Source organism: Mycobacterium sp. WUMAC-067, from assembly GCF_020217485.1.
In the GTDB taxonomy this organism is placed as follows: Bacteria; Actinomycetota; Actinomycetes; order Mycobacteriales; family Mycobacteriaceae; genus Mycobacterium.
In genome coordinates this window covers 1-12,439 of sequence record NZ_JAEKMI010000028.1, presented here as the reverse complement: position 1 = coordinate 12,439, position 12,439 = coordinate 1, and the positions used below count along the sequence as shown (strand labels likewise).

Sequence of the window (12,439 nt, the reverse complement as noted above, 5' to 3'; positions counted from 1 at the left end):
AGGAGAAAGTGATGAACCAGCCAAGCGGCCTGAAGAACATGCTGCGCGCGGCCGCCGGGGCCCTGCCGGTGGTGTCCCGCGGCAGCGGGGTGCCCACCCGCACCGTCACCATCGAGGAACTGCCCATCGACCGCACGAACGTGGCCGAGTACGCGGCGGTCACCGGCCTGCGCTACGGCAACTGCGTGCCGCTGACCTACCCCTTCGCGTTGGCCTTTCCGGCGCTGATGTCGCTGGTGACCGGGTTCGACTTTCCGTTTGCCGCAATGGGATCGGTGCACACCGAAAACCACATCACCCAGTACCGCCCGATCGCGGTCACCGACACCGTCGGCGTGCACGTGCACGCCGAGAACCTGCGCGAGCACCGCAAGGGCCTGCTGGTCGACTTGGTGACCGATGTCAGCGTCGGCAACGACACCGCGTGGCATCAGGTGACGACGTTCCTGCACCAGCAACGCACCAGCCTGTCCGACGAACCCAAACCGCCCCCACAGAAGCAGCCCAAGCTGGCGCCACCGCCCACCGTGCTGCGCATCAGCCCGGGCCTCATCCGTCGCTACGCCGTCGTCGGGGGCGATCACAACCCGATCCACACCAACCCGATCGCGGCCAAGCTGTTCGGATTTCCCACCGTGATCGCGCACGGAATGTTCAGCGCCGCGGCCGTATTGGCCAACGTCGAAGCCGCGATTCCCGACGCGGTGCGGTACTCGGTGCGCTTCGGCAAGCCAATGGTGCTGCCCGCGACGGCCGGTCTCTACATCGACGAACACGACGGCGGCTGGGACCTTTCGCTGCGCAACGTCGCCAAGGGTTACCCCCACCTGACCGGCACGGTCCGGCCGCTGTAGCGCGATCGCCACTAGCCCGCGTGCGTTGAACCGCGCCCGCAGGCAAGCACTTTCAGCGCATGGGCGGCGGTCGCGGTCAGCAGGAACAGCGCGAACAGCCACAGCGGCGGCCGGGCGAGTTACCAGACGAAGATCGCCGCCCAGATCGGTGAGCCCTGGGTCACCGCGAGCACGCCTGCGGCCCCGGCCAGCGACACCGCGGGCACGTGCAAGTGCGTCCCGCTCGCCCAGTTGATCGCCAGCACCAGCGCCGCCCCTGCGGCCGCGCCGGTCGCCAGCGACGGCGTCAGCAGTCCGCCCGCACCCCCGGCGCGCAGGAACAGCGCTGTCAGAAGGGGTTTCAGCGCCAGGATCGCCAGCGCCGACGCCAAGGTCATGCCGCTGGCCAGGCTGACCGTCAGGATGCTGCGGCCGTTGCCGGGTAGCTCCGGCCACCAATGCGAGCAGACTCCCATCACCAGGCCGGCCCCCGCCAGCGCCGGGATCAGCACCCAACTCCGCAACGGGCGCGCCGGCCGCGCCGCGGCCATCAACCGGTTGAAGCCCCAACCCACCGCGAAAGTCACCGGCGCCAACAACAATCCGTGCGCGGTCAACAGGTAGGTCGACTCTTCCATCGGCCACTGCAGGTTGGGTTGATCACGCGTGACGGCCGAGCCGACGGCGACCGCCAAGCCGGAGGACAGGAACGCCGCGCCCACCGCGCGCGGCTCCCAGGTGCCGAGCAAGATCCGGACCGAGAACAGCGCCCCGGCCAACGGAACCGCATACACCGCGCCCAGCCCCGCCCCCGCCGCGCAGGCCAGCAGGACCTCGTGGTCGCGCGGGGAGAGGCGCTTGAGCCATCCGGTTCCCAAATCGCCTAGGGCCGCGGCGAATTGGCGTGGCGCCCCTTCCCGCCCGAGCGATGCGCCCGATCCGACGAGCAGCACCTGCAGCAGGGCGTCGACGCTCCAGGACAGCCGCGGCACGCGTTCGTGGCGGGCGATGGTTTCCGCCAGCGGCGGCACGTCCGTCCGGCGCCGCAGCAGCCACCACCCGAGCCCGGCCAACCCGGCGCCGATCATCGGGCCGACCACGCGGCGTACCGGGCTGCTGGCGGCGACCCCGGCCAGCAGCGCGCCGAAGCTGTAGTGATAGGTGGCGTGCTGAGCGGCCCGCAGCACGAACGTCGTCGCCAATCCGGCAACGCCGGCCAGCAAGCCGACGATGATCACCGCGCAAAAGAAGTCGAGGTTGCCGCGCTCCGTGCGGGGGACGGGCATTCGGGCCACCTGACGACGAAGGAGGTCTAGTCGCCGGCGGAGTCCGGCTGGGACCGGGCCGCGTCCCGCTCCTCGGGGGAGCCCTTGAGGCCGTACCAGAACAGGTCGATCATCAGCTCGGCCGCCTCGTCGACGTCGATGTCGCCGGTGGACAGCCGATTGGCCACCGCCTCGCCCGCGCCCACCAGCGCCACGGCCATCATCTCGTGCTCGCGGTCCGGCCGCGGGGTGCGGCTGCCGGCCTGCACCAGCCCCGCCACCAGGTCGATGATCTGCTCGCGCCCTTCACGCACCATGTGGGCGAATGCCTGCGAGCTGGTGGCCTGGGTGTACATCACGATCCAGGACGCCCGGTTGGCGTCGATGTAGCGCATGAACGACACGATGGTGTTGCGCAGCATGTCATTCGGGCTCTGCCCGAAGTCCATGTCGGCGCGCACCACGTCGATGAACCGGCTCATCTCCCGGTTCAGGCAGGCGCCGAACAGGTCCTCCTTGGAGCCGTAATACAGGTACAGCATGGGCTTGGAGATCTGCGCCTGGGCGGCGATGGCGTCCATCGAGGTCTCGTGGTAGCCGTTGACCGAGAACATCTGCACCGCGGCGTCGAGCATCTGCTGCTCACGGACGGCGCGCGGTAACCGCTTGGTACCACCCGCCATCGCTCGCCTCTCTAGCCCGTCTATCTGACTCAAGAGTAAGCAATGCGGGCGGGCCGCACAGCCGTTAATGCCAACGGCGGCGCCCGCTAGTGCCCGCAGGTCGGGCTCGGGCCCTTCATCGTCGCCACCCGCACCAGCGCCTCGTCCACCCGTTGTGCCGGCAATTCGCCTGAGGCGACGGCCTTTTGCAGCCGGTCCAGGACCGCCGGCACCTCGTCGGTGGTGACCCACAGCGCGATGTCGACGCCGGCCAACAGGGTGCGCAGCACCGCCTCCGAGACCCCGTACCGTTCGGAGATGGCGGCCATGCTGGACAGGTCGTCGCTGAACACCGGGCCGGTGAACGGCGGGCCCTTGTAGCCGACGCCGTTGCGCAGCAACTGCACCGCCTCGGGGCTCAGGCTGGCCGGGACGTCGCCGGTGAGTTCCGGAACCTGCAGGTGGCCCACCATCACCGCGACCGGCGACGCCGCCACCAGCGACCGGTAGGGCACCAGGTCGCTGGTTTGCAGGGCGCTCAGCGGCGGCGTGACCACACCGCCGGTGTGCGAATCACCCGAGCCGTGCCCGTGGCCGGGGAAATGCTTGAGCACCGGCAGCAGCCCGGCGTCGCGAAGACCCTGCGCGTAGGCCCCGGCGTAGTCCGTCACCTTCTGCGGGTCCGCGCTGAACGAACGGTTGCCGATGACGGCGTCGTCGTCCTCGTCGCTCACGTCGACCACCGGAGCGAAGTCGACGGTGATGCCCAGGTCGTGCATCTTGCGGCCGCGGTCGGCCGCCAGGTCGTGGACCTGCTGGACGGTCTGCGTCTGCGCCAGCTCCCGCGCCGACGGGGAGGTCCCGATCAGGGTCTTCAGCCGCGACACCCGGCCACCCTCTTCGTCGACGCTGACGGCCAGCGGCAGCGGTCCCGCCTTGGCGCTGATGTCCGCCAACGGCCCCTGGAAGATCGCCAAGTCCGTCCAGCTGCCGATGAAGATCCCGCCGACGTGGTAGCCGTTGACGACGGCCCGGGCGTCGTCGGCGTTCTTCACCCCGACCATCAGCAGTTGGGCCAGCTTGTCGCGGAGGCCCAGCGTGGCCGGCACCGCCGACGGGTCGGCGCACACCGGCGGGGCCGGCGCGGCCGCCGGCTTGCTCGACGTCGACGGGTGAGCGGATGGGTGCGCGGGGTGGTGGGCGCAGCCGGCCACCAGCGCCGACGCGGCCGCGAGCACAGCGAAGGTGCGCGAAAATGCCATCGGGCCATGTTTTCACGGGGCGTTGCGTCCCCGGCCCCAGGGGGCAGCAGCGGTACGTTGCTGATCAAGGGGGAGGTCACCAGGCGCATGTTGCCGGGCAGGGAGGAGCGGCGATGAGCGGTTTCACGGTGGCGGCCGCGGCCAGCATCGCGGTGGGTTTGTCCATCGGGGTCGCCACGACGGTCGGCATCACGCTGGCGGTGGCCGACGACACCGCCGTCGGAGTGCAGGCGCCGCCGCGCCCGGCCCTGCCCTATCAGGTGCAATACGGCGACCGCTGTATCCACGGACACTGCCTGCACTGGTGACGAGCGGTCCGAGTGACCGACCGCTTCTGCTAGGTTGGCGCTAGGTTGAAGTCACGACCGCAAGCCCCGCAAGAACCCAGGAGCCGTCGATGAACCGGATCGTTGCGCCCGCCGCAGCGAGCGTTGTGGTGGGCCTGTTGCTCGGCGCGGCCGCGATCTTCGGGATCACGTTGATGGTCCAGCAAGACACGAAGCCGCCACTCCCCGGGGGCGATCCGCAGTCGTCAGTGCTCAACCGGGTCGAGTACGGCAACCGTAGCTAACCGGTCGACGACGGGGACCGCAGCGCCGGTCTCGTGCTCGACGGCCGGACCCCTGTCGCGCCGCTGGCTGTGGCTGGTCGCCGCGATCGCGCTGGCGCTGTCGTTCGCGCAATCGCCGGGGCGGATCTCCCCCGACACGAAACTCGACCTGACCGCCAACCCCCTGCGCTTTTTGGCGCGCGCGACCAACCTGTGGAACAGCGAGCTGCCGTTCGGGCAGGCGCAGAATCAGGCCTACGGCTACCTGTTTCCGCACGGCACCTTTTTCCTGATCGGTCACGCGCTGAGCGTGCCCGGCTGGATCACCCAGCGGCTGTGGTGGGCGCTGCTGCTCACGGTCGGCTTCTGGGGGCTGATGCGCGTCGCCGAGGCGCTGGGAATTGGCAGCCCGGGGTCACGGGTGATCGCCGCGACGGCGTTCGCGCTGTCGCCGCGGGTGCTGACCACCCTCGGATCGATCTCGTCGGAAACGTTGCCGATGATGCTGGCGCCCTGGGTGTTGCTGCCCACGATCCTCGCGTTGCGGGCGTCGACGGATCGGTCCGTGCGAGCACTGGCGGCGCGGGCGGGCCTGGCCGTCGCGCTGATGGGCGCGGTCAACGCCATCGCGACCCTGGCCGGCTGTCTGCCCGCGGTGATCTGGTGGGCATGCCACCGACCGAACCGGCGGTGGTGGCGGTACACCGGGTGGTGGCTGCTGTCGCTGCTGCTGGCCACGCTGTGGTGGGTGGTGGCGCTGGTGATGCTGCGCGCCATCAGCCCGCCGTTCCTGGACTTCATCGAATCCTCCGGCGTGACAACGCAATGGTCGTCGCTGACCGAGATGCTGCGCGGGACCGACAGCTGGACGCCGTACGTGGCGCCGAACGCCACCGCGGGCGCTCCGCTGGTGACCGGGTCGGCGGCCATCCTGGGCACCTGCCTGGTCGCGGCAGCCGGGCTGGCGGGGCTGGCCTCCGCCGCCATGCCGGCGCGCGGCCGCCTGGTCACGATGCTGTTGGTCGGGGTGGTCTTGATGGCCGTCGGCTACAGCGGCGGGCTGGGCTCGCCGGTGGCGCACGCGGTGCAGGCCTTCCTGGACGCCGGCGGCGCCCCGCTGCGCAACGTGCACAAGCTGGGGTCGGTGGTCGGGATCCCGGTGGCGCTGGGCATCGCCGCGCTGCTGGGCCGGATACCGCTACCGGGCAGCGCCCCGGCGCCGGTGTGGCTGCGCGCGTTCGCCCACCCGGAGCGGGACAAACGCGTGGCGACCGCGATGGTGGTCCTGACGGCGTTGATGGTCAGCACTTCGCTGGCGTGGACCGGTCGGCTGGCGCCACCGGGCACGTTCACCGCCATCCCGCCGTATTGGCACGACGCCGCCGACTGGCTCACCGAGCACAACACGGGCGCGCCCACACCCGGGCGGGTGCTCGTCGTCCCGGGTGCGCCGTTCGCCACTCAGGTGTGGGGCACCAGCCACGACGAGCCGCTGCAGGTGCTGGGCAGCAGCCCGTGGGGGGTGCGGGATTCGATCCCGCTGACCCCGCCGCAGACCATCCGGGCGCTGGATTCGGTGCAGCGCCTGTTCGCCGCCGGCCGGCCCTCGGCGGGTCTGGCCGATACCCTTGCGCGCCAAGGCATTTCCTATCTGGTGGTGCGCAATGACCTGGATCCCGACACGTCGCGCTCGGCGCGCCCCATCCTGGTGCACCGCGCCGTGGACGGATCGCCGGGGCTGCGGAAGGTGGCGCAGTTCGGCGCCCCGGTGGGGCCCGGCACGCTGGCCGGCTTCGTCGCGGACAGCGGGTTGCGGCCGCGCTATCCGGCGGTCGAGATCTACCGCGTTGGCGGCGACGGCGATTTCAACGACCCCGCCACGCCCTATCTCGTCGACGCCGACCGGCTGGCCCGGGTCGACGGCGGACCGGAAGTGCTGCTGCGCCTTGACGAACGGCGGCGGCTGCTGGGTCAGCCGCCGCTGGGCCCGGCGCTGATGACCGCCGACGCGCGCGCCGCCGGGCTGCCGTTGCCGCCGGCAGCCGGCGTGACCGTCACCGACACCCCGGTAGCCCGGGAGACGGATTACGGTCGGGTAGACCAACATTCGTCGGCGATCCGCGCCCCCGGGGACGCGCGGCACACCTACAACCGGGTGCCGGACTATCCCGTGCCCGGCGCCGAGCCGGTGGCCGGCGCCTGGGCGGGCGGGCGGATCACGGTGTCGAGCTCGTCGTCGGATTCCACCGCGATGCCCGACGTCGCGCCGGCGACCTCCCCGGCCGCCGCGATCGACGGGGACTCCGCGACCGCCTGGGTGTCCAACTCGCTGCAGGCCGCCGTCGGCCAGTGGATGCAGATCGATTTCGACCACCCGGTGACCAACGCGGCAATCACGTTGACGCCCAGCGCAACCGCCGTCGGCGCCCAGGTCCGCCGCATCCTGATCGAAACCGCCACCGGCAGCACCACGCTGCGGTTCGACGAGCCGGGCAAGCCGCTCGCCGCGGCGCTCCCCTACGGCGAAACGCCGTGGGTGCGGATCACCGCCGCGGGCACCGACGACGGGTCCGCCGGAGTGCAATTCGGCATCACCGACCTGACGATCACCCAGTACGACGCGTCCGGGTTCGCCCACCAGGTCGACCTGCGGCACACGGTGCGGGTGCCGGGACCGCCGCCCGGCGCGCCGATCACGGGGTGGGACCTGGGATCGGAACTGCTCGGCAGGCCGGGCTGCGCCCCGGCGCCCGACAGCGTGCGTTGCGCGCCGTCGATGGCGCTGACCCCGGAGGAGCCGGTCAACTTCAGCCGGACGCTGACCGTGCCGGCGCCGCTGACGGTGACCCCGACGGTGTGGGTGCGGCCCCGGCAGGGCCCAAAGCTGGCCGCGCTGATCGCCGAACCCAATACCACTGTCGCCCACGGTGATTCGGATGCGGTGGACGTGCTGGGCTCGGCCTACGCGGCCACCGACGGCGACCCGGCCACCGCCTGGACGGCGCCGCAGCGGGTGGTGCAGCACAAGACGCCACCGACCTTGACGCTGACCCTGCCTCGGCCCACCGAGGTCACCGGGTTGCGGCTGGTTCCCAGTCGGGCGGCCCTGCCCGTGCACCCGACGATGGTGGCCGTCAACCTGGGTGACGGCCCACAAGTCGCGGTGGTCAAGGCTGATTCGGACGCGGCGCAGACGCTCGCGCTGAAGCCCCGGGTGACCGACACCGTGACCATCAGCCTGCTGGACTGGGACGACGTCATCGACCGCAACGCGTTGGGCTTCGACCAGCTCAAGCCGCCCGGGCTGGCCGAGGTGGCCGCGCTCGGGGCCGACGGCACCCCGATCGCGCCGGCCGATCCCGCCCGCAACCGCGGCCGGGAGGTCACCGTCGGATGCGATCGCGGCCCGGTCATCGCGGTCGCGGGCCGGTTCGTGCACACCGCGATCCACACCACCGTCGGGGCGATCCTCGATGATCAGCCCCTGGCGGCGGTGCCTTGCGACCGCGACCCGATCGCGCTGCCCGCCGGCCAGCAGGAGCTGTTGATCAGCCCGGGTGCCCAGTTCGTCGTCGATGGGGCCGAACTGTCGACCCCGGCGGCCACCGAAAGCGCACGGACCGAACGTCTTTCGTCCTGGCGGGCGTGGGGACCGGACCGGCGCGAGGTCCAGGCGCCCCCGTCGGCCACCGCCCGGGTCCTGGTCATCCCGGAAAGCATCAACCCCGGCTGGGTGGCGCGCACCGGCACCGGGGCCCGGCTGACGCCGATCGCCGTCAACGGTTGGCAGCAGGGCTGGGTGGTTCCCGCGGGCGACCCGGGCACCATCACGCTGACGTTCGCCGCCAACCCGCTCTACCGCGCGGGCCTCGCCGTGGGGCTGGCCTTGTTGCCGCTGCTGGCGCTGCTGGCGTTCTGGCGCACCAGAAGAACCGACGCCGACGCGGCCGCGCAACCGTGGCGGCCCGGGGCCTGGGCGGCGGTCGCGGCGGTGGCGGCCGCGGCGGTGATCGCCGGCGCCGGCGGTGGCGCGGTGATGGCCGCCGCCCTGGGTCTGCGGTACGCGGTGCGCGGCCGGCGCTGGGAGCGTCTCGCGCTGGTGGGCAGCGCCGGCGGGTTGATCGGAGCCGGGGCGGCATTGTCGCGGCAGCCCTGGCGCTCGGTGGACGGTTATGCGGGCCATTCGGCGAATATCCAACTGCTGGCCTTGGTTTCGCTTGCGGTGCTCACCGCCTCGGTGATCGCGTTGCCCGACAGGGCGCGTGGACCGGCCGACGAATAGTGCCGAATAGTTTTGGCGGGTAGTGGCTATCCCGTTTATCGGCTGATTGACTGGATATGCGGGTCGGTGTAGCGGCCACCGATCGAGGAGCGAGCGCCATGAGCTGGTTTTCCGCACCCGAATATTGGGTGGGCAGACTGGTGCTCGAGCGCGGCGCCGCGGCGATCTATCTGTTGGCGTTCGTCGCCGCCGCCGCGCAATTCCGTGCGCTCATCGGCGAACACGGGATGCTGCCCATTCCGCGGTTTGTGGCGGCGCAGTCGTTTTGGCGCACGCCGAGCATCTTTCACCTGCGTTATTCCGATCGGCTGTTCGCGACGGTCGCCTGGTTCGGCGCGGCGCTGTCGGCTGCCGTCGTAGTCGGGGCGGCCGATGCGGTGCCGCTGTGGGCCGCGATGGCGATGTGGCTGACGCTGTGGGTGCTCTACCTCTCGATCGTCAATGTCGGGCAGACGTGGTACTCGTTCGGTTGGGAGTCGCTGCTTCTCGAGACCGGGTTCCTGATGATCTTTCTCGGCAACCACGACGTGGCGCCCCCGGTGCTGACGCTGTGGATGGTCCGATTGCTGTTGTTCCGAGTCGAATTCGGTGCGGGCCTGATCAAGATGCGCGGCGATCCGTGCTGGCGCGATCTGACGTGTCTGTACTACCACCATGAGACGCAGCCCATGCCCGGGCCGCTCAGCTGGTTTTTCCACCATCTGCCCAAGCCGCTGCACCGGATCGAGGTGGCGGGCAACCATTTCGCCCAGCTGATCGTGCCGTTCGGATTATTCGCGCCGCAGCCGGTGGCCGGCGTGGCCGCGACGATCATCGTCATCACCCAGTTGTGGTTGGTGGCGTCGGGCAATTTCGCCTGGCTCAACTGGGTGACGATACTGTTGGCGTGCAGCGCGATCGACGACGCGTCGGTCGTGCGGCTGCTGCCCGGGGAGCTGGTCCCGGCACACCCGGGTTGGGCGCCGACGCCACCGTGGTTCATCGGGCTGGTCGTGGCCGTCTCGGCCGCGGTGTTGTTCATGAGCTACTGGCCGGTGGCGAACATGTTGTCGTCGCGTCAGCGAATGAACATGTCCTTCAATTCATTTCACTTGGTGAACACCTACGGGGCGTTCGGCAGCATCGGGCGCATCCGCCGGGAGGTGGTGATCGAGGGCACCGAGGACGCCCACCTGACCGACCAGACCGTCTGGCGCGAATACGAATTCAAGGGCAAGCCGGGCGGGCTGCGCCGGCTGCCGCGCCAGTGGGCCCCCTATCACCTGCGGCTGGACTGGCTGATGTGGTTCGCCGCGATCTCGCCGGGCTACGCGCAGCCCTGGCTGCGGCCGTTCCTGCAGCGGCTGCTGCGCAACGACCGGCCGACCCTACGTCTGTTGCGCCACAACCCCTTCCCCGATGCGCCGCCCCGGTACGTGCGCGCCCAGCTCTACCAGTACCGCTTCACCACCGGAGCCGAGCTGCGCCGCGACCGGGCGTGGTGGCATCGCGCGCTGGTGGGTGGCTATGTGCCGCCCATGGCGCTGTCGACACCGACCACCACCAATTGAGGGCCAGTCGGCCAGGACGCAACGCATCACTACGTAAAACCGTCGTCTAGGCGTGGTTCCGTTCACCGCAATTCAAACCCTTGTTAGCCCAACCGATCTGCCATAGCCTCGCCTTCCACAGCGCTGCGGCGCCGCCGGGCCGACCCCCGGTGCCGCACCGAACTGCGAAGCCAGCTCGGTGTCCGAATCTGAGGAGCTCAATGTCGACACGACGCCGTACCGCGCTACTGCTGGCTGCCATCGCTCTGCTGCTGCCGGCGTGCGTTACCCGCCAACAGGCCGCCGGCCCCAGCGCGGAGCCGGACCGGGTTCCGCTGTCACAGCTGGCCGACCTGACGCTCAAGGTCGGCGACCAAAAGAGCGTCGGCACCGAAGCCATGCTGCGGGCCGCCGGCGAGCTCCGGGACCTTCCTTATCGGATTGACTTCTCCACCTTCTCATCCGGACCGCCGATGATCGAGGCCGCCACCGCCGGCAAGATCGATTTCGCAATCACCGGTGACACCCCGCCAATTTTCGGCGCCGTCGCCAACGCCCGCATCAAGGTGGTGTCCGCATTCGACGGCGGGGGGCCCGGCGATCAGATTCTGGTTCACGCCGATTCGCCTATTAGCTCCGTCACCGACCTGCGCGGCAAAACCATCGCCCTGGCCAAGGGCAGTTCGGCGCACGCCAATGTGCTTGATCAGCTGGACAAGACCGGCCTCAAACCCACCGATGTCCACCTGGTGTTCCTGCAACCAGCCGACGCCCTGTCGGGATTTCGCAACGGCCAGGTCGACGCCTGGGCCGTGTGGGATCCCTACACCGCGCAGGCCGAACAGCAACTCCCGGTGCGGGGCCTGGTCGCACGCAAGCACAAGTACTCGTTCGGGATCGCCTCCGACCAAACGCTGGCCGACGCCAAACGGAACACCGCGCTGGCCGATCTGCTGGCGCGATACGCCAGAGCCGCGGTCTGGGCGCGCGAGCACCCGCCGGAGTGGGCCGCTCAGTATGCCGAGTCGGCCGGCATCGACCCCGCCGTCGCCGCCGTCGCGCAGGGACGCACCCTACGACAGCCGATCCCGCTCGACGACACCGTGATTGACGCCGAGCAGCGCCTCACCGATCTGTTGGCGGCGGCGGGCCAGATTCAGTCCGCACCGCGATTCGGCAACTGGGTGGATCATCGCTTCACCGCCACCGCCGCAGAAACTCACTGACTCCCGTGAGATAGGACCTCTGACCACGAAGTCAGACCGCTCCGCGCGGTAGGGCCGACGCATTGGTGGTCGGACGGTTGGACGCCGACGCGGACGGCTTCGGCACCGGAGGACTTGGGGCGAAACAACGTTCGCGGTCATCGCCGCGCCGATGCGTGAGCGCGCGACGCCGTGTTGCCAATGGTCTTGGTCAAGCGTGCACGGATGACTGGGCTCGGCGCGGGGCCGCGAATTTTGGGTGGCGAGATTTTTATTGGGGAAACCGCGTTGCCGGCGCATGTTTGCTTCGTGTTGATTGCGTTTTCACTCCGGGACGTGTACGAATTCGTCCGAGGTAGACGGGGCTATCGAGGTCTTGCTCGCCGAACTGCGGCGTTGCCGGCCTTGCCCATTCGAACGCGGTAATGGCGCGGCGTCAGCCGACGTTGCCACAAGTCTCGTCGGATTTTGCTGGCTAGTCTTCTGAACACCCGAGCACTCAAGCATCTGGCATCCCCTGGTGGATGTTGGCCGAAGTTGCTCAATGTTGTTGAAGATCAACCTTATCGGCAAGGACAAACGCGGAGCCTGCGGTGATCGCAGCCGAAGGCGGAGGAACCAGATGGAATTCGGAGCGTTACCTCCGGAGATCAACTCCGGCAGGATCTACTCAGGTCCCGGGCCGGCACCGTTGTTGGCCGCTGCGGCCGGCTGGGACGGATTAGCGGCCGAATTGCGCGCCACGGCAGCGTCTTACGGATCTGTCGTCGCGGAGCTGAGAACCGCATGGAATGGGCCCTCGTCGGCGTCGATGGCGGCCGCGGCCGCACCGTACATTGCGTGGCTGAGCA

9 protein-coding genes and 1 pseudogene are annotated in these 12,439 nt (G+C 69.9%); 7 read left to right on the top strand and 3 right to left on the bottom strand.

What is annotated here, in order from left to right:
* Positions 1-11 precede the first annotated feature (11 nt).
* On the top strand, positions 12-854 hold the full coding sequence (locus JF781_RS18830; RefSeq protein ID WP_225329348.1) for a MaoC/PaaZ C-terminal domain-containing protein: 843 nt from the start codon (positions 12-14) through the stop codon (positions 852-854).
* An 11-nt stretch (positions 855-865) separates the two neighbouring features.
* Here the strand turns inward: JF781_RS18830 and JF781_RS18825 are convergent.
* The 3 genes and pseudogenes from JF781_RS18825 to JF781_RS18815 all read right to left on the bottom strand — a co-directional run bounded on the left by JF781_RS18825 (position 866) and on the right by JF781_RS18815 (position 4,022).
* Positions 866-2,119 (bottom strand): annotated as a pseudogene (locus JF781_RS18825) (chloride channel protein).
* Positions 2,120-2,145: 26 nt separating this feature from the next.
* Positions 2,146-2,781, bottom strand: a complete 636-nt coding sequence (locus JF781_RS18820; RefSeq protein WP_225329347.1) for a TetR/AcrR family transcriptional regulator — start codon at positions 2,779-2,781, stop codon at positions 2,146-2,148.
* An 86-nt stretch (positions 2,782-2,867) separates the two neighbouring features.
* Positions 2,868-4,022, bottom strand: a complete 1,155-nt coding sequence (locus JF781_RS18815) for a glycoside hydrolase family 3 N-terminal domain-containing protein (protein ID WP_225329346.1) — start codon at positions 4,020-4,022, stop codon at positions 2,868-2,870.
* A gap of 113 nt (positions 4,023-4,135) precedes the next feature.
* Between JF781_RS18815 and JF781_RS18810 the strand changes: the two genes are divergently transcribed.
* From JF781_RS18810 to JF781_RS18785, 6 genes are all read left to right on the top strand, one after another.
* Positions 4,136-4,330, top strand: coding sequence for a DUF2613 domain-containing protein (locus JF781_RS18810; protein ID WP_225329345.1), 195 nt, complete (start codon positions 4,136-4,138; stop codon positions 4,328-4,330).
* 89 nt (positions 4,331-4,419) lie between these two features.
* Positions 4,420-4,593: a DUF2613 domain-containing protein gene (locus JF781_RS18805; protein WP_007769006.1), complete on the top strand. Its 174-nt coding sequence runs from the start codon at positions 4,420-4,422 to the stop codon at positions 4,591-4,593.
* 52 nt (positions 4,594-4,645) lie between these two features.
* Entirely contained in the window at positions 4,646-8,854 is a 4,209-nt protein-coding gene (locus JF781_RS18800) for an alpha-(1->3)-arabinofuranosyltransferase (RefSeq protein ID WP_225341294.1), read from the top strand.
* A 98-nt stretch (positions 8,855-8,952) separates the two neighbouring features.
* Positions 8,953-10,404, top strand: a complete 1,452-nt coding sequence (locus JF781_RS18795) for a lipase maturation factor family protein (protein ID WP_225329805.1) — start codon at positions 8,953-8,955, stop codon at positions 10,402-10,404.
* Between the two features lie 200 nt (positions 10,405-10,604).
* Positions 10,605-11,609, top strand: a complete 1,005-nt coding sequence (locus tag JF781_RS18790) for an ABC transporter substrate-binding protein (RefSeq protein WP_225329806.1) — start codon at positions 10,605-10,607, stop codon at positions 11,607-11,609.
* Between the two features lie 601 nt (positions 11,610-12,210).
* Positions 12,211-12,439: PPE domain-containing protein (locus JF781_RS18785; protein WP_225341291.1), on the top strand; the 229-nt coding region annotated here is incomplete at its 3' end.